Here is a 16,464-nt window from a genome sequence, read left to right on the forward strand (position 1 = left end):
CCAGCGCCTAGGGGCTGTTGACGTTTGGTGGGTGGATCGCGTTTGAGCTACGCCAAACCCGTAGGGCCGGGCGCCTTTCGCGCCGACTCTTCGTTGTTCCGCGCTGGCAGAGAATGACTATGCGGCGCGCGAAACGCCTCGATTCGCCGCAAAACGCATCCCGGCGCGACCGCTCACAAAACGTCAACGGCCCCTTGATGTTGCGAGCGGGCCGCTCAGAATAATTGGCCCAGCCCGCGCCAGAAGTCGTCCGGCACCCACAATAGCGCCGAGGTGGTGAGCAGGTAGCGCAGGAATTTGCCGACGGCCATGTAGCACACGCTGGGCCAGAACGAGATGCGCAGCCAGCCTGCCAAGGTGCACAAGGGATCGCCGATTCCCGGCAACCAGGAAAGCAGCAAGATCGGCGCGCCCCGAAGGCGCATCCAGCGGACGTAGCGCTTGCCCAGCGGTGCTTTGCCAGCGGGCGGCGATGGACTGGCCGCCTGAGCATGGCCATGCTTGCGGTGGCTGCGGCGCAGGCGATAGCGCAGCAGCGCGAGCTTGGCGCCATAGCCCATCCACCAGTCTATGATCCCGCCCAGGGTGTTGCCGAGCGTGGCGACGGCCAGCACGGGCCAGAACATGTCCGGCTTGAGCTTGATGTAGGCGAAGACTGCCGGTTCCGAGCCTAGCGGCAGCAGGGTGGCGGAAACCAGGCTGATCAGAAAAATGGCGGACAGCCCCACTTTGGGCAGGTTCAGCATGTCCAGCAGATAGTTGAGCAGTCCTTCCATGGCATTGGGCTCTAGGCGTGTGGGTGGTCAGGGATGATAGCATCCGCAAAATGTCAGCAAAGCTTGACGTCCGGCATTCGCCTTGCGGCCCGGCTTGTGGTAGAAAGCGTCAGCCCGTTTTTTGAGCAAAACCGACATGACCGCGCTGCAATTCGATCTTGATACCGTTCTCGACACGCTGGCCGAACAAGGCTGGATCGTGCTGCCCCAAGCCTTGCCGGCCGAACTGACCGCCAATCTGCGCCAAGCCTGCCTGCAAGTATGGGACGAAGGCCGCTTCCACGAAGCCGCCACCGGCCGCGCCGATGGCCAGGCGCGGCGCGCAGAAATCCGCTCCGACTCGGTGCTGTGGCTGGATCAGGTGGCCGAGCTGCCGGCCGTCGCGGCTTATAACGCCGCGATGGACGAGATCATGCGGGCGGTGAACCGCGGCCTGTATCTGGGCCTGGCCGAGCTGGAGTCCCACTTCGCCGTATATCCGGAAGGCGCGTTCTACAAAAAGCATCTGGACCGTTTTCAGGATGACGACGCCCGCACGCTGACCACCGTGTTCTATCTCAATGAAAACTGGCCGGCCGGCGCCGGCGGCCAGATCCGCTTGTACCTGGATCAGGACTGCCAGCAGTTCATCGACGTGGAGCCGGAGGCCGGCACGCTGGTGCTGTTCCTGTCCGACCGTTTCTGGCACGAGGTGCTGCCGGCCAGGCAGCAACGGCTGTCCGTCACCGGCTGGTATCGCCGCCAGGGCGGCAGCCTGCCCTGGTGAGCCCTAGCGCTCGCATCTGTTTTGACGCCGGCCCAGCCGGCGTTTTGTTTTTTGGCGGATTTGTCTTGTGAGAATGATCCGGCGCGCCGCCGCGATGTCACAAAAGTCCACATCCGGCTGATCTCGCCACTATATCGGCCTTCCATGCCTGCGTTAGCCTTGTTCCATCCACAAACGGAGGAGAACAACATGCAGGCTCGTCTGGAACAATGGAAGCAGTATCTGCTGACTGGGGTGTCTCACGTCATCCCTTTCATCGCCAGCGGAGGGATTCTGATCGCGCTGGCCATTTCGCTGGCGCCGATGACGGGCAAGGGGCCGGACTTCAGCCACGCGCCGGTGCTGAAGCTGATCATCGATATCGGCGGCAGCGCCTTCGCGCTGCTGCTGCCGGTGCTGGCCGGCTACATCTCCTATGCCCGCGCCGGCAAGCCCGGCCTGGTGGCCGGCATGGTGGGCGGCCAGATCGCCCATACCGTCAATGCCGGCTTCCTTGGCGCGCTGATCGCGGGCTTGCTTGCCGGCTGGGTGGTCGAGCAACTCAAGAAAATGCCGGCGCCCAAGGCGCTCAAGCCGCTGATGCCCATCCTGATCATTCCCATCCTGTCCTCGCTGGCCATCGGCGTGCTGATGTTCGAGGTGCTGGGCGTGCCGATTGCCAATCTGATGGTCACGCTGGGCGTCTGGCTCAAGTCCATGGGCGGCGCCAACGCCATGGTGCTGGGCGCGCTGCTGGGGGCGATGGTGGCATTCGACATGGGCGGGCCGATCAATAAAGTGGCGTTCTTCTTTGGCGCCAGCATGATCGCCGAGGGGCAATACCAAGTGATGGGCGCCGTCGCCGTGGCCGTGTGCATTCCGCCGCTGGGCCTGGGCCTGGCCACCAAGCTGCGCAAATCGCTGTGGACCGAACAGGAACGCGAAGCCGGCTCCGCCGCGCTGGGCATGGGGATGATAGGGATCACCGAGGGCGCCATCCCGTTTGCCGCGTCCGACCCGCTGCGGGTGATCCCCACCATCGTCGCCGGTTCCGCCCTGGGCGGCATGATCGCCATGCTGGGGGGCGTGGGCGACCACGCGCCGCACGGCGGCCCCATCGTGCTGCCGGTGATAGACAACCGCTGGATGTTCGCGCTGGCCATCGCGGCCGGGGTGCTGCTGGTGGCCGTCACCATCAATCTGCTCAAAGCGCGCGCCGCCGACCGCTTGCCGGCCGCCGCGCCCGCCCATGAATAACCGTGTCTTGCCAGGAGAAAGAATATGAAAGTCGTCGCCATTACCGCCTGCCCCACCGGCATTGCCCACACTTACATGGCCGCGGAGAAACTGGAAAGCCTGGGGCGCCAGCTCGGGCATGACATCAAGGTGGAAACCCAGGGCGCCATCGGTATCGAGAACGAGCTGTCCAGCCGCGATATCCAGGCTGCCGACGTGGTGCTGTTGGCGGTGGACATCGCCATAGAGGGCGAGGAGCGCTTCGAGGACAAGCGCGTGGTGCGGGTGCCGATCCAGAACGTGCTGAAGGATGCCAAGGCGGTGTTTGCGCTTCTGTAAATCCGGCTGGCCCGCGCGGGCTGGCGCAGCAAGAAAGCAGTCTTATGTCACACAGTCTTACCCTGATCTGTCCCTTGCCCAACGGCATCCACGCCCGTCCGGCCAGCCGGATCGCAGAATTCTGCGGCGGCTTCCGCGCTGCCATCCGCTGGCGCAACCAGCGCAACGGCCAGCTGGCGGACGCCAAGAGCGTGCTCAGCCTGATAGGCGGCGACATCCTGTTCAACGACATCGTCGATATCGAGATAGACGGCGAGTCCGCCGCCGAGGCGGCCAAGCAATTGCAAGACTTCCTGCGCGACACCTTGCCGCATTGCGACGAGGCGCTGTCGGCCGAACCGGCCGCCAGCCGCGCCCTGCCGCGCGCGCTGGCCGAGCTGTCGCCGTCGCCGTGTTTCGGCCAGCCGGCCGGGCAGGGCGTGGCGATAGGCGAGTTGTGCGAGCATCGCGGCTACCTCTTTCCCGCAGTTGACGCGCTGCCGGCTTCGCGCGGCGAGCCGCATGAGCGCGAAGCCTTGCGCCAGGCGCGGGAAGCGCTGGCGCAGCGGCTGCAGCAGGAAACGGAGCGCCAGTCTGGCCAGGCCGCGGCCATCGCGCAGGCCCATCTCGCCATTTTGTGCGATGCCGATTTTGACGCCCGCTTGAGTCAGGCGCTGCGGCAGGGGCTGGGCGCGGCGGCGGCGGTGGCGGCCACCGTGGCCTACTACCGCGACATGCTCGGCCAATCGGCCAGCGAGTATCTGCGCGAACGCGAAATCGACATCCGCGACGTGGGCCGCGGCTTGCTCGAATATCTGCATCCGCAGGACGCGCCGGCCGCGACGGCATGGCCGGCCGCCGCCGTGCTGTGGGCCGAGGACCTGGCGCCGAGCGAGCTGCTGGCGCTGGACCGAAGCCGCGTCCGCGGCCTGCTGCTGGGCCGCGGCGGCCTCACCTCGCACACCATCATCCTGGCGCGGGCCTTCTCGCTGCCGGTGCTGACCGGCGTGCCGCGCGCGGCTATCGCCGCCAGTCTGGGCCGGACGGCGGTGCTCGATGCCGGGTTGGGCGCGCTGTTTCTCGCGCCGCCAGCGCCAGTGCTGGACTACTACCGCGAAGAGGCGGCCTTGCTGGAGGCCAGGCGGCAACGCGAGGCGCAGGCCAGCCAGGGCGAGAGCCGCAGCGCCGACGGCTGCCGCCTGGAACTGGCCGTGAACATCGCCTCCGCCGAAGAGGCGCAACTGGGCTTTGCCCAGGGCGCGGACGGCGTGGGCCTGTTCCGCACCGAGATGCTGTTCATGGAGGCGGACACGCCGCCAAGCGAGGAGAGCCAGTTCCAGCATTATGCCGAGGTGGTGCGGCTGGCGGCCGGCCGCCCGGTGATCATCCGCACCTTCGACATCGGCGGCGACAAGCCGGCGCGCTGCCTGCCGGCGCCGGCGGAGAGCAACCCGTTTCTGGGTTATCGCGCCATCCGCATGTATCCGGACCAGGAGGCCGTGTTCCGCGCCCAGCTGCGGGCCATTCTGCGCGCGTCCGCGCTGGGGCCGGTCAAGGTGATGATCCCCATGGTCGCCACGCTGGCGGAGGCGCGCTGGGCGCGCCGCGTGCTGGACGAGGAGCGCGCGGCGCTCGGTCTGGCGCGGCCGGTGCCGTTGGGCATCATGCTGGAGGTGCCGTCGGTGCTGTTCCAGCTGGACGCCTTTTGCCGCGAGGTGGATTTCTTCAGCGTGGGCAGCAACGATCTCACGCAGTATCTGTTTGCCGCGGATCGCGACAACGAGCGCGTGGGCGCGCTGTACGACAGCCTGCATCCGGCGTTTTTGTCGGCGCTCGCCCAGGCAGTGAAAACCATCCATCGTCACGGCCGCTGGATAGGCCTGTGCGGCGAGGTGGCGGCGTCGCCGCATGCCTTGCCGCTGCTGCTGGGCATGGAACTGGACGAGCTGAGCATGAGCGCGCCGTCTCTGCAGGCATGCCGGCGCAGGCTGCGCGAACTCGATGCCGGCGAGTGCCGCGGCTTGCTGCAACAGGCGCTGAGCTGCGAAGACGGCGCGGCGGTGCGCGCGCTGGTGGAGGCGCACGGCGCGCGCGGCAAGCTGCCGATGCTGACCGCGGAATGCCTGCTGCCGAGCATGGCCTGGCGCAGCAAGGCGGCCGCGATCAAGGGGCTGGTCGACCGGCTGTGGCTGCTGGAACGCTGCGATGACCGTTACGGCATGGAGGAGGACTTGTGGCTGCGCGAGCAGGCTTACTCCACCGGCCTCGGGCACGGCTTTGCCATTCCGCACGCCAAATCCAAGCATGTGCTGCATCCCACTCTGTGCCTGGCCAAGCTGCAACAGCCGGTGGACTGGGGCGCCAGCGATGGCCAGCCGGTGGACATGGTGCTGCTGATCGCCTTCAATGCCAGCGATGCCGGGGCCGAGCATCTGAAATTCTTCTCGCGTCTGGCGCGGCTGGTCATGCACGAGGACTTCCGCCGCCAGCTGCGCGAGGCATCCGATCCGCAACGGCTGCTGACGCTGCTGCAGGCGCGGCTGGAGGGCGCGGCATGAGCGCCTATCCGCTGCACGGGCTGGCCCAGCATTATGCCTGGGGAGGCCGCCGCTTCATTCCGCGCTTGCTGAACTGGCCGGCGGAAGACGCCGAGCGGGTGGCCGAGTGGTGGCTGGGCGCGCACGAGGATGCGCCGTCGGTGATCATGACGGCGCACGGACCGCAACCGCTGCACTACGCCATCGCCCATCAGCCCGAGCGTTTCCTGGGGATGGACGTGCGCGCCAGACATGGCGATCGGCTGCCGTTTCTGCTCAAGGTGCTCGATGTGGACGCGCCGTTGTCCATCCAGGTGCATCCGGACGCGGAGCAGGCGCGCGCCGGTTTTGCCCGCGACAATGCCGCCGGCCTGGCCGCGCACGACCGCCGGCGCCATTACCGCGATCCGTTTCCCAAGCCGGAGATGATGGTGGCGCTGTCGCCGTTCTGGCTACTGCACGGCATGCGCGCGGACGCGGAAATCGACGCGCTGCTGGCGCGCCAGCCGGAGTGGGCGCCGTTGCGGCAGCGTCTGGCCGAGGAGGGCGGCGCCAGCCTGTACCGTCATCTGTTGCGCCTGCCGCAGCCGGAGGTGACAGCGTTGCTGGCGTCACTGTGGCAACGGCTGGCGCGGCAGCCGCCTGCCGGGCCGGACGACCCCGATCATTGGGCCGCGCGGCTGGCCGATGCGCGGCGCGAGGACCGCGGCGTGTTCGGCTGCTATCTGCTCAATCTGGTGGGGCTGCGGCCGGGCGAGGCCATCTTCCAGCCGGCGCGCCTGCCGCACGCTTATTTGCATGGACGCAATGTCGAGCTGATGGCGAACTCGGATAATGTATTGCGCGCGGGCCTGACCGACAAGCCGGTGGACGTGGAGGCCTTGCTGGAAGTCATGGAGGGTGCCGCGGCGCGGCCGCGCGTGATATCCGCGCCGGACGGCTGCGGCCTGCAGCCGTATCCGCGTTGCGGCGGCGAATATTTCGCGCTGGACCAGCTGCTGTTGGGAGAAGGGGAGGCCGCCTCCTGGCGGGCCGGCGGACCGGAAGTGTTGCTGGTGGTCGATGGCAGCCTGCAGGTGCGGCATGCCGAGGGCGAGATCGAATTGGCGCAGGGACAAAGCGCGCTGTTGCTGCCCGGCACGCGCTGCGAGGCTAAGGCCGGCCGGCTGGCGCTGGCCTACCGCGCGTTTTGCCCGCCGTCCACCCTGTGTTAGCGTGTGCGGCAAGGAGTGTGAGGAATGAATGTAAAAGCATGGCGTCGCCTTCTTCGTTTCGCCTGAGCTGGCCGTCTACGCTGAGGCGGCTGTGCCACGCTCCGGCTGGCAAGCATGTGCCGGCCGGGGCTTATCAGGTGCACTTCCCGCGCTTGGAGCTGGTGCTGTCCAATCGCTACCACTACGGCCACGAGGGCTGTGAGAACGGCTGCCTTTCGGCGCAGGAGGCCCTGTTCATTCCGGCGGAGCACTGGACGCTGCCCAACTGGTGCGCCAACGGAGAAGTGCTGCACATCCTGTTCGATTACGCCAGGATCGGTTTCAGCCTGGTGCGTTCCGGTCCGCAGGGCGTGATCAGCACGCACAAGGAAAGCATGGTGCTGGCGCAGCGCGGCAGCCTGAATGGCATGCTGGATGTGCTGGCCGGGCTGTGCCGCGATGGCGCCTCCCCGGAGGTGCTGCGGCTGCAGGGGCAGGCGCTGCTGGCCTTGCTGCAGACACTGTACGATGAAGCGCGCGACAGTCATTGGCAACAAGGCGGCAACCAGTTCCGCGCCATCTGCCTGTATATCAGCGAGCACCTGTACGCGCCCCTGACGCGCGAGGACGTGGCCCTGCGCTTCGGCATCTCCACCACGCATCTGTCGCGCCTGTTCCGCCAGCATCTGGGACACGGTTTCTGCGAGTTTCTGGCCCAGGCGCGGCTGGATCTGGCCAAGGCCTTGTTGCGGCAAGGCCAGCTTGCCTTGCCCGCAGTGGCGGCGCGCTGCGGCTATGTGGATGTCAATTATTTTCACCGCGTGTTCAAGCAGCGTTTCTTGATGACGCCGGCCGCGTATCGACGCGAGTTCGCCTGATCGCTCATGCTAGAATCGATCGCATAGACGAAAACAGCAGGGGATCGCAGATGTCAGGCAGCAGCATGGGTCGATTGTTTACCGTTACTTCTTTTGGCGAAAGCCATGGGCCGGCCATAGGCTGCGTGGTGGACGGCTGCCCGCCCGGCTTGGCGCTGACCGAGGCTGATATCCAGCTGGAACTGGACCGCCGCAAGCCCGGCACCAGCCGCCACGTCACCCAGCGCCGCGAGCCGGATACCGTGGAAATCCTGTCCGGCGTGTACGAAGGCAAGACCACCGGCACGCCGATCGCGCTGTTGATCCGCAATACCGACCAGCGCAGCAAGGACTACGGCAATATCGCCGACACCTTCCGTCCCGGCCACGCCGACTACTGCTACTGGCACAAATATGGCACCCGCGATCCGCGCGGCGGCGGCCGCTCGTCAGCGCGCGAGACGGCGGTGCGCGTGGCGGCCGGCGCCATCGCCAAAAAGTGGCTGCACGAGAAATACGGCATCGTGATTCGCGGCCACATGACGCAGATCGGCGAAGTGCAGATGCCGTTCAAGGGCTGGGAGCATGTGGGGCAGAACCCCTTCTTCAGCGCCGACCCGGACGTGGTGCCGCGGCTGGAGGAATACATGGACTCCATCCGCAAGAGCCTGGACTCCATCGGCGCGCGGCTGCGCGTGGTGGCGGACAATGTGCCGGTGGGCTGGGGCGAGCCGGTGTTCGACCGGCTGGACGCCGACATCGCTTACGCCATGATGAGCATCAATGCGGTCAAGGGCGTGGAGATCGGCGCCGGTTTCGGCTGCGTGACGCAGAAAGGCAGCGAGCATGGCGATGAGCTGACGCCCGAGGGCTTCGCCAGCAACCACGCCGGCGGCGTGCTGGGTGGCATTTCCACCGGCCAGCAGATCGATGTGTCCATCGCCATCAAGCCGACGTCTTCCATCGCCCAGCCGCGCCGCTCCATCAATAAACAGGGCGAGCCCATCCTGATGGAAACCCATGGCCGCCATGATCCTTGCGTGGGCATCCGCGCCACGCCCATCGCCGAGGCGATGCTGGCGCTGGTGCTGATCGACCACGCCTTGCGCCACCGCGCGCAGTGCGGCGACGTGCGAGTGGAAACCCCGAGAATTGCCGGTCGCATCGGCTAGAATTCTATCTGGATACCGGTTTGCGGGGGAGGCGGCCGGTGCAACATAGGATCCCAACATGCTGAAAAGCCTGATCGATGGCCTGACTGGACGGCTTAAAAAGACCACTGTAGAAGAAACGCGCCCGCCTTCGTCGCCAGACATGTCTGACACTACGATGCTGGAGCTGCCGCCGGAATTGCCGGCGGAGGAACTGCCGGCGACGCTGGGCTTTGTTTCGCACCAGCCGGTGATGGACAAGCAGCGCCGGGTGGTGGCCTATGATTTCTTCGTCCGCCAAGGCAAGCGCAACATCGAGGCCGGCAAGCAGCAGGAGTTTGACCGGCTGCTGCTGTCGACGCTGCACAATATGGACATCTTCCGCCTGCTGGCCTACCGCCGCGCCTTCGTCCATATCGCGATGACCTCGCTGGACGAACCGCTGCTGCGCAGCATGCCGGCCGGCAGCGTGATTTTCGTGCTGGAGGCGGTGCCGGGCATGGAAGTGTCCGAGTTCATGCTGGGTCAGCTGGACGATCTGCAAAAGCTGGGCCTGCGCTTCGCGCTGGAGCCGGCAGCCTACGACCAGACCATACTGACGCCCGGTCTGCAGGCTGATCTGTTTGGCCGCATGGACTACATGGTGCTGGATTTCGCCGGCCCGTCCACCCGAGTATTGGCGCCGATTCTCGACCAGCTGCCCAAGCGCTATCCGGCTGTGCGCTGGATAGCCCGCAATGTCGGCACCGCCGAAGACCTGGATGTTTGCCTGCGCGCGCCGGGGCACAATCGCTTCGCCCTGTTCCACGGGCCGTTCGTCAGCACCGCGCATTCGCTGGAAGGCGGCAAGGTGGACAATAGCCAGACCCGCGTCCTGCAGATCATGCGGCTGCTGCGCGCCAATGCCGAGGCCAAGGAGGTGGAAGCGCAGTTCAAGCTGGACTCGGTGCTGCTGTTCAAGCTGCTGCGCTTCATCAACTCGCCTATCCATGGCCTGGCGCGCAAGGTGCAGACCATAGAGGAAACCTTGCTGCTGTTGGGCCGGGAGACCATGTTCAAGTGGCTGTCCATGCTGCTGTTCACCTCGCGCAAAGAGGATGGCAACGCCATCGCGCTGCTGGAGAAATCGCTGATCCGCGCCCGCTTCATGGAAAAGCTCGGCAGCTACCGCGGCAACAAGCTGGAGGCGGAGCACCTATTCCTGACCGGGATGTTTTCATTGCTGGACGTGCTGCTGAACATTCCGTTTCCGGATGTGCTGGACCCGCTGGAATTGCCGCTGACCGTTCGCGAGGCGGTGATCGAGCAAAAGGGCATCTTCGCCCCGCATCTGGCGCTGGCGCTGGCCTGCGAGCATGGCGACAATGTGCAGATCGAAGCGCATGCCAAGGTGCTGAGTCTCGATATCGACATGGTCAATCAGTACTACCTGGATTCCGTGGTCTGGGCGCAGGTGGTGCTGCGAGACAGCGAAGTGCACAACAATGTCGAAGCGGTTTGAAATCAATCCTTATTGAGGCCGGCCCGCGATGATCGCGGGCTTTTTCATTTTGAAAGGCTGCGGCATCTGTATAGCGTTTGCGCCGTCATGCTTTGGGTTTGGAAAATCGAAATCGTATGGTCTGGGCGCGGTAAGACGGTTTTCTGCAATACATGACCGATTTGCCTGATCAGGATGCTGAGCCTGCCCCGCGTATTAAAAATGCCGCCCACTCGCTGGAGTGGGCGGCATGGCTCCCGCGAGGGAGCTTTTTTCATGGCAGCAAGGCTTACTTGGCGGCGGAAGCAGCCTTATGGCCAGCCTTGTGCTTTTCATGAGCCGCGCCGGACGCGTGCTTCTTGTGCGTCTTCTTGTGGTGCGACTTCTTGTGTTCAGCCTTGTGTTCAGCCTTGTGTTCCATCTTCTTTTCAGCGGCCGGGGCGGAAGCGGCCGGGGCGGCGAAAGCGGAACCAGCGAAAGCAGCAGCGATCAGAGCAGCCATCAGTTTTTTCATGATGTTCACCTTCCTGTGTGACTTATTGGTATTGGCGTGTTTTGCCATCGGGCAGTGCCCGACCTTGTTCAGAGCAGGGAAGCGATGGGAAGTTCATGAGATATGGTTGATGCAAGGGTAATTTATTGTAAATGGCATATTTTACCCATTTACACTAAGTAGCTCAGCGCCAAGCCTGCGAACACGACTGCCCCCACGCGGTTGTTGTCGAGGAAGGCCTTGAAGCATTTGGCGCGATCGCGGTGCTGGATGTCGCGGTACTGCAGCGCCATCAGCGCGGCGGCCGCCGCCAGCCCCAGGAAATACGGCCAGGCCAGCGCCAGATGCAGTCCGATGCCGGCCATCAGCGCCAGGAAAACGGCGTGGCAGGCCATGATGCCGGCGACATCGTAATCGCCCAGCGTGATGGCGGAGGTCTTGATGCCCAGCTTCAGGTCGTCCGGCTTGTCCGCCATGGCGTAGGCGGTGTCGTAGGCGATGACCCAGAACAGGTTGGCCAGCAGAAGCAGCCAGGCCAGCGCCGGCACCGCGCCGGTTTCGGCGGCGAAGCCCATGGGAATGCCGAAGGAGAAAGCAATGCCCAGATAGGCCTGGGGCATCGGGAAGAAGCGCTTGGTGAACGGATAGCTGGCCGCCACCAGCAGGGCCGGCACGCTGAGCAGTTTGGTCAGGGTGTTCAAGGGCAGCACCAGCAGGAAGGACAGCAGGGCCAGGAAGGCGGCCAGGAACAGCGCCTCTTTCTGGCTGACCGCGCCGCGGGCGAAAGGCCGCTGGCTGGTGCGCGCCACGTGGGCGTCGAAGTCGCGGTCGGCGTAGTCGTTGATCACGCAGCCGGCCGAGCGCATCAGGAAGGTGCCGAGGCAGAAGATGGCGACGATGGGCAGATGCGGCCTGCCGTCCGTGGCCAGCCACAGCGCCCATAGCGTGGGCCACAGCAAGAGCAGCGTGCCGATAGGCTTGTCCCAGCGCATCAGTTGGCGGTAGTTCTCGTATCGGTCGCGGATCCGGGCGGACGAAATCACAGCAAATCCTTCAAGGCGGGCAAAAACAGTTCGGTCAGCAGCAGCGGCGAGCCGTGCAGCAGGAAGCGGCAGCGCCGCGCGGGGTAGCATGCCGCGGTTTGCGTCTGCGCCGCGGCGGCTGCCAGTGGATGGCTGGCATCCAGCAAGCCATAGCGCAAAGGGTCGCGGCGCAGTTCCGGCAGTTCGCCGAACAGCGTCAGTCCCAGCGAGCGGCTGCCGCGCTCCAGCACCGGCAGCCAGTGCGGGCAGCCGGGGCGCGCCACGCTGCGCGCGTACACCACTGGGATATCGTCCAGCGTCAACAGCACGTGCCGGGCGTATGCCGGCGAATGCGGCGCGGCATCCAGCGCGTCGGCCTCATCCTGCAGCGTCTGGTTGACGCCTTGCTGCAGCACGCGCACGGCAAAGCGGCGGCCGCTGGCTTGCAGGCGCAGGCTCAATGAGCCGGGTTCGGTCAGACAGTCCAGCACCGAATCGGGCAGGACGGGCGGCGCGGGGCGCCACAGGGCATTGTTAACCATGGCGCGCATTATGCCAAAAGCCGTTGCGGCTTGTCGCCTGTGGCGGTATGCGCCGCCAATCTCTTGCCTTTATCATGAGGCGCAGAAGGGAGGCGAACGATGCTGGATCTGATGTTGTGTTTGCTGGGTTTTCAGTTATTGGGCGAAGTGTTGACGCGCGCTTTGGGCTGGCCCTTGCCAGGGCCGGTGTTGGGGCTGTTGCTGCTGTTCGCGGCTTTGTGGCTGCGCCGCGGCGTGCCGGCCATGCTGCAGCGCGAGACGCCGCGTTTTCTCGGCCACATGTCGCTGCTGTTCATTCCGGCGGGCGGCGCCCTGATGGCTTATGCGCCCTTGCTGCGCGTTCATGGCTGGCAACTGGCGCTGATTCTGCTGGCTTCTTCGGTCATCACGCTCTTGGTTACCGGCGCGGTGTTGAAACTGTTGCTGCGGCGGAGGCTCCAATGAGCGGAGCCATTAGCCAAACCGTGCTCGATTCGCCGCTCACAGGCATATTTGTCACGTTGCTGGCGTATCGTTTGGCGCTGGCCGCCAACCGCCGCTGCGATGGCCACCCGCTGTCCAATCCGGTGCTGCTGGGCGTGTTGCTGGTGCTGGGTTGGTTATGGCTCAGCGGCAGCAGTTATCAGCAGTACATGAATGGCGCCCGTTTCATCCAGCTGATGCTGGGACCGGCCACGGTGGCGCTGGCGGTGCCCTTGTACGGCAATCTGTCGCGCTTGAAGCGCGCTCTCATGCCGCTCTCGGTCAGCATCTGCGTCGGCGGGCTGACCGGCATGCTCAGCGCGGCCGGACTGGGTTGGTGGCTGGGACTGGATGCGCCGGTGCTGGTGTCGCTGGCTACGCGGGCGGTGACCACGCCGATCGCGATGAGCCTGGCCGGCAGCCTGGGCGGCGTGCCGGAGCTGGCGGCGATGTTCGTCATCGTGTCGGGGATTGTCGGGGCAGTCATCGCGCCGCCGCTGTTTGCGCTGCTGGGCTGGCACGACGACATGTTGCTGGGGGTAGCCACCGGCGTCAGCGCCCACGGCATCGGCACGGCAAGAGTCTTCCATTTGTCCGAGGCCGCAGGGGCGTTTGCCGGGTTGGCGATGGGTTTGAATGGCGTTTTCACCGCGATGCTGCTGCCATGGCTGGTGCGCTGGGTGCACCTCGGTTAGCATGCAGGGCGCGCCCGGCTTGGCTTGATGACCAGCAGGGCGGATAACAAGGAGAATGATATGGATTTGATTTTATGGCGCCACGCCGAGGCCGAGGAAGGCGTTGACGATTTGGCGCGCGCGCTGACCCGGCGCGGGCAGCAGCAGGCCAGCCGCATGGCGTCCTGGCTGCGCAACCGTTTGCCGGAGCATTACGTGCTGCTGGCTTCGGAAGCGGTGCGTTCGCAGCAGACTGCGGCCTACCTGGCCAAGAGCTACACCGTTTTGCCAGAACTGAACCCGGGCGTGGAGGTGGACGATGTGCTGCGCGCGGTAGGTTGGCCGGAGGCCGGCGGCACCGTGGTGGTGGCGGGGCATCAGCCTTACATCGGCTGGCTGGCGGCTAGGCTGTTGGCGGAGCAGCAGCAGATGTGGAGCGTCAAGAAGGGTTCGGTGTGGTGGTTGAATCACCGTGAGCGCCATGGCATCGAACAGGTCAGGCTGAAGCTGATGCTGACGCCGGGGATGCTGGACCCGTGAGCCCCGAACCCGCCCCTTATCCCAGTCCGACGCCCCGCCTTGCCGGGGCGTCTTCATTTGCGGCTCAAGCGCTTTGCGCCAGTTTCTCGCGCAGCTCTCGTCCCACCTTCACCATCGCGCTCAAGGCGGCCTCCGCCTCCGGCCAGCCGCGCGTCTTCAGGCCGCAATCGGGATTGATCCAAAGCCGCTCGGCCGGGATGACCCGCAACGCCAGCTGGAGTCGCGCACGGATTTCGTCCGCGCTGGGCACGCGCGGACTGTGGATGTCGTAGACGCCGGGGCCGATGGCGTTGCGGTAATGGAAGCGGCCCAAGTCGGCCAGCAGCGCCATGTCCGAGCGCGCGGTTTCGACTGTCAGCACATCCGCGTCCAGATCGGCGATGGCCGGCAGGATGTCGCCGAATGTCGAGTAACACATATGCGTGTGGATCTGCGTCGCGTCGTCCACGCCCTGGCAGGACAGGCGGAATGCCTCGCCGGCCCAGGCCAGATAGCCGTCGCGCTCGGCGTGTTTCAGCGGCAGGCCTTCGCGCAGGGCCGGCTCGTCGATCTGGATCACGCGGATGCCGGCGGCTTCCAGGTCGCGCACCTCGTCGTTCAATGCCAGCGCGATCTGCCGGCAGACTTCGCCGCGCGGCAAGTCGTCGCGCACAAAACTCCATTGCAGCAGGGTGATCGGGCCGGTCAGCATGCCTTTTACCGGCTTGGGCGTGAGGCTCTGCGCATAGCGCGCCCAGTCCACGGTCATCGGGCCAGGCCGGCTGACGTCGCCGAATAGCAGCGGCGGTTTGACGCAGCGGCTGCCGTAGCTCTGCACCCAGCCGCCTGCGGTGAAGGCGAAGCCGGCCAGCTGTTCGCCGAAGTATTCCACCATATCGTTGCGCTCGGCTTCTCCGTGCACCAGCACGTCCAGCCCCAGCTTCTCCTGGCGGCGGATCGCCAGTTCGATTTCCTTCTCCATCGCTAGCCGGTAGTCGTCGGCGGACAGATCGCCCTGCTTGAACGCGGCGCGGCTGGCGCGGATGGCCTGCGTCTGCGGAAAGGAGCCTATGGTGGTGGCGGGCAGCGGCGGCAGTTTGAGCCAGGCCTGTTGCCGCGCCGCGCGCACCGGATAGGGGCTGGCGCGGCGATAGCCGTCGGCCGGCAGCGCGGCCAGCCGCTGGGCCACGGCGGGATGATGGATGCGCGGACTGCCGCGTCGCTGCGCCCGGGCGAAGTCGCTGCCGGCCAGCTCGTTGGCGATGGCGGCGCGCCCCTGCTCCAGGCCGCGTTTCAGCGTTTTCAGCTCGTTCAGCTTTTGCACGGAGAAGGCCAGCCAGTTTTTCAGTTCGGCGTCCAGCGAGGTTTCCGCCGCGGCGTCGAAAGGGCAGTGCAGCAGCGAGCAGCTGGGGCCCAGCCACAGCCGCTCGCCCAGGCGCTCGGCCAGCGGCGCCAGTTGCTCCAGCCGCGCGGAAAGATCGGCGCGCCAGATATTGCGGCCATCGATGACGCCGGCGGACAACACCTTGTCGGCTGGGTAGGCGTCGATGAAGGCATCGATCTGTTCCGGCGCGCGCGCCAGGTCAAGGTGCAGGCCGGCCACCGGCAGCGTCTTCAGCAGCGGCGCATGCTCGGCCACGCTGCCGAAGTAGCTGGCCAGCAGCAGTTTGGGGGCGTCCTGGCTCAGTTGCTCATAGGCCGGCCGCAGCGCCGCTAGCCAGGCAGGCTCCAGATCCAGCGCCAGAATCGGTTCGTCGATCTGTACCCAGGCGGCGCCCGCGACGCGCAAGGATGACAGCAGTTGGCGGTAGGCGGCGATCAGGCCGGGCAGCAGCGACAGCTTGTCGAAGGGCTCGCCCTTGACCTTGCCCAGCCACAACAGGGTCAAGGGGCCCAACAGCACCGGCTTGGCGGCCACGCCCAGCGCCTGGGCTTCGCGCAGCTGGGACAGCAGGCGGTCGGGCTGAGCGCGGAATGCGGTATCCGCCTGCCATTCCGGCACCAGATAGTGGTAGTTGGTATCGAACCATTTGTTCATTTCCAAGGGGGGCTGGTCCTGCGCGCCGCGCGCGAGCTGGAAGTACTGCGCCGTGGTCAGCGCGGCGGGATTGAAGCCGAAGCGCGGCGGCGCGGCGCCGACCAACAGCTGGGCATCCAGCACATGGTCGTACAAGGAGAAGTCGCCTACCGGGCTGAGCGCGACGCCGGCGCCCTTTTGCAGCAGCCAGTGCTTTTGCCGCAGCTCTTTCGCGCCTTGCAGCAGGCCGGCTTCGTCAATTTCGCCTTGCCAGTGGTTTTCCAACAGCGTTTTCAGTTCGCGTTTGGCGCCAATGCGGGGAAAACCAAGGAGATGGGTGGTGATGCGCATGCTGTTGCTTCCGGCTATCTGGATCAATCCAGCATCCGTCATTGTGCTGTATGATTCAAACTCATTATTTTGCTGTTCAACATGAATGGAA

Annotated in this window: 16 protein-coding genes; 11 read left to right on the forward strand and 5 right to left on the reverse strand. The window is 65.6% G+C overall.

Annotated elements, in window-relative coordinates; genetic code table 11:
- Window positions 1-215: 215 nt before the first annotated feature.
- On the reverse strand, window positions 216-776 hold the full coding sequence (locus JHD59_RS01505; protein WP_199152877.1) for a YqaA family protein: 561 nt from the start codon (window positions 774-776) through the stop codon (window positions 216-218).
- Between the two features lie 136 nt (window positions 777-912).
- Between JHD59_RS01505 and JHD59_RS01510 the strand changes: the two genes are divergently transcribed.
- The 8 genes from JHD59_RS01510 to JHD59_RS01545 all read left to right on the forward strand — a co-directional run bounded on the left by JHD59_RS01510 (window position 913) and on the right by JHD59_RS01545 (window position 10,314).
- Window positions 913-1,542, forward strand: coding sequence for a 2OG-Fe(II) oxygenase (locus JHD59_RS01510; protein ID WP_199152878.1), 630 nt, complete (start codon window positions 913-915; stop codon window positions 1,540-1,542).
- Between the two features lie 144 nt (window positions 1,543-1,686).
- The gene (locus tag JHD59_RS01515) at window positions 1,687-2,778 is read left to right on the forward strand and encodes a PTS fructose transporter subunit IIC (protein ID WP_255521349.1); all 1,092 of its coding nucleotides are present in this window, start codon (window positions 1,687-1,689) and stop codon (window positions 2,776-2,778) included.
- 24 nt (window positions 2,779-2,802) lie between these two features.
- Complete coding sequence (locus JHD59_RS01520) at window positions 2,803-3,096, forward strand: PTS fructose transporter subunit IIB (protein ID WP_071108237.1); 294 nt, start codon at window positions 2,803-2,805, stop codon at window positions 3,094-3,096.
- A gap of 44 nt (window positions 3,097-3,140) precedes the next feature.
- The gene (gene ptsP, locus JHD59_RS01525; protein ID WP_199152880.1) at window positions 3,141-5,633 is read left to right on the forward strand and encodes a phosphoenolpyruvate--protein phosphotransferase; all 2,493 of its coding nucleotides are present in this window, start codon (window positions 3,141-3,143) and stop codon (window positions 5,631-5,633) included.
- Complete coding sequence (gene manA, locus JHD59_RS01530) at window positions 5,630-6,826, forward strand: mannose-6-phosphate isomerase, class I (RefSeq protein WP_199152881.1); 1,197 nt, start codon at window positions 5,630-5,632, stop codon at window positions 6,824-6,826. The genes ptsP and manA overlap by 4 nt, the downstream gene beginning before the upstream one ends.
- Before the next feature lie 38 nt (window positions 6,827-6,864).
- Window positions 6,865-7,683, forward strand: a complete 819-nt coding sequence (locus JHD59_RS01535; protein ID WP_043620578.1) for an AraC family transcriptional regulator — start codon at window positions 6,865-6,867, stop codon at window positions 7,681-7,683.
- A gap of 50 nt (window positions 7,684-7,733) precedes the next feature.
- Window positions 7,734-8,834 (forward strand): chorismate synthase, encoded by a 1,101-nt coding sequence (aroC, locus tag JHD59_RS01540; RefSeq protein ID WP_199152882.1) that lies wholly within the window; start codon window positions 7,734-7,736, stop codon window positions 8,832-8,834.
- 58 nt (window positions 8,835-8,892) lie between these two features.
- Window positions 8,893-10,314, forward strand: a complete 1,422-nt coding sequence (locus JHD59_RS01545) for an EAL and HDOD domain-containing protein (RefSeq protein WP_199152883.1) — start codon at window positions 8,893-8,895, stop codon at window positions 10,312-10,314.
- 268 nt (window positions 10,315-10,582) lie between these two features.
- Here JHD59_RS01545 and JHD59_RS01550 read toward each other — a convergent pair whose 3' ends face one another.
- From JHD59_RS01550 to JHD59_RS01560, 3 genes are all read right to left on the reverse strand, one after another.
- Window positions 10,583-10,855: a hypothetical protein gene (locus tag JHD59_RS01550; RefSeq protein ID WP_199179922.1), complete on the reverse strand. Its 273-nt coding sequence runs from the start codon at window positions 10,853-10,855 to the stop codon at window positions 10,583-10,585.
- A 101-nt stretch (window positions 10,856-10,956) separates the two neighbouring features.
- Window positions 10,957-11,829, reverse strand: a complete 873-nt coding sequence (ubiA, locus tag JHD59_RS01555) for a 4-hydroxybenzoate octaprenyltransferase (RefSeq protein ID WP_368671510.1) — start codon at window positions 11,827-11,829, stop codon at window positions 10,957-10,959.
- The gene (locus JHD59_RS01560; protein WP_233163838.1) at window positions 11,826-12,350 is read right to left on the reverse strand and encodes a chorismate lyase; all 525 of its coding nucleotides are present in this window, start codon (window positions 12,348-12,350) and stop codon (window positions 11,826-11,828) included. The genes ubiA and JHD59_RS01560 overlap by 4 nt, the downstream gene beginning before the upstream one ends.
- A gap of 99 nt (window positions 12,351-12,449) precedes the next feature.
- Between JHD59_RS01560 and JHD59_RS01565 the strand changes: the two genes are divergently transcribed.
- The 3 genes from JHD59_RS01565 to JHD59_RS01575 are packed head-to-tail and all read left to right on the forward strand — an operon-like array spanning window position 12,450 to window position 14,026.
- A complete protein-coding gene (locus tag JHD59_RS01565) occupies window positions 12,450-12,794 on the forward strand; it encodes a CidA/LrgA family protein (RefSeq protein WP_199152886.1) in 345 nt (114 codons plus the stop codon).
- Window positions 12,791-13,507 (forward strand): LrgB family protein, encoded by a 717-nt coding sequence (locus JHD59_RS01570; protein WP_233163839.1) that lies wholly within the window; start codon window positions 12,791-12,793, stop codon window positions 13,505-13,507. Before JHD59_RS01565 ends, JHD59_RS01570 begins: the two co-directional genes overlap by 4 nt.
- A 60-nt stretch (window positions 13,508-13,567) precedes the next feature.
- Complete coding sequence (locus tag JHD59_RS01575; protein WP_199152887.1) at window positions 13,568-14,026, forward strand: histidine phosphatase family protein; 459 nt, start codon at window positions 13,568-13,570, stop codon at window positions 14,024-14,026.
- A gap of 64 nt (window positions 14,027-14,090) precedes the next feature.
- On the opposite strand, the gene metE is transcribed toward JHD59_RS01575, so the two are convergent.
- Window positions 14,091-16,373 (reverse strand): 5-methyltetrahydropteroyltriglutamate--homocysteine S-methyltransferase, encoded by a 2,283-nt coding sequence (metE, locus tag JHD59_RS01580; RefSeq protein ID WP_199152888.1) that lies wholly within the window; start codon window positions 16,371-16,373, stop codon window positions 14,091-14,093.
- Window positions 16,374-16,464 lie beyond the last annotated feature (91 nt).

The organism is Chromobacterium sp. ASV23 (assembly GCF_016428945.1).
Lineage (GTDB): Bacteria > Pseudomonadota > Gammaproteobacteria > Burkholderiales > Chromobacteriaceae > Chromobacterium > Chromobacterium sinusclupearum.

Bases quoted from the DNA above. Each gene is read 5' to 3' on its own strand.
- JHD59_RS01535 (WP_043620578.1), top strand. From the start codon at position 6,865: ATGGCGTCGCCTTCTTCGTTTCGCCTGAGCTGGCCGTCTACGCTGAGG.
- ptsP (WP_199152880.1), top strand. From the start codon at position 3,141: ATGTCACACAGTCTTACCCTGATCTGTCCCTTGCCCAACGGCATCCAC.
- JHD59_RS01550 (WP_199179922.1), bottom strand. From the start codon at position 10,855: ATGGCAAAACACGCCAATACCAATAAGTCACACAGGAAGGTGAACATC.
- JHD59_RS01565 (WP_199152886.1), top strand. From the start codon at position 12,450: ATGCTGGATCTGATGTTGTGTTTGCTGGGTTTTCAGTTATTGGGCGAA.
- JHD59_RS01515 (WP_255521349.1), top strand. From the start codon at position 1,687: ATGCCTGCGTTAGCCTTGTTCCATCCACAAACGGAGGAGAACAACATG.
- JHD59_RS01560 (WP_233163838.1), bottom strand. From the start codon at position 12,350: ATGGTTAACAATGCCCTGTGGCGCCCCGCGCCGCCCGTCCTGCCCGAT.
- JHD59_RS01575 (WP_199152887.1), top strand. From the start codon at position 13,568: ATGGATTTGATTTTATGGCGCCACGCCGAGGCCGAGGAAGGCGTTGAC.
- JHD59_RS01505 (WP_199152877.1), bottom strand. From the start codon at position 776: ATGGAAGGACTGCTCAACTATCTGCTGGACATGCTGAACCTGCCCAAA.
- aroC (WP_199152882.1), top strand. From the start codon at position 7,734: ATGTCAGGCAGCAGCATGGGTCGATTGTTTACCGTTACTTCTTTTGGC.
- JHD59_RS01570 (WP_233163839.1), top strand. From the start codon at position 12,791: ATGAGCGGAGCCATTAGCCAAACCGTGCTCGATTCGCCGCTCACAGGC.
- metE (WP_199152888.1), bottom strand. From the start codon at position 16,373: ATGCGCATCACCACCCATCTCCTTGGTTTTCCCCGCATTGGCGCCAAA.
- manA (WP_199152881.1), top strand. From the start codon at position 5,630: ATGAGCGCCTATCCGCTGCACGGGCTGGCCCAGCATTATGCCTGGGGA.
- JHD59_RS01510 (WP_199152878.1), top strand. From the start codon at position 913: ATGACCGCGCTGCAATTCGATCTTGATACCGTTCTCGACACGCTGGCC.
- JHD59_RS01545 (WP_199152883.1), top strand. From the start codon at position 8,893: ATGCTGAAAAGCCTGATCGATGGCCTGACTGGACGGCTTAAAAAGACC.
- JHD59_RS01520 (WP_071108237.1), top strand. From the start codon at position 2,803: ATGAAAGTCGTCGCCATTACCGCCTGCCCCACCGGCATTGCCCACACT.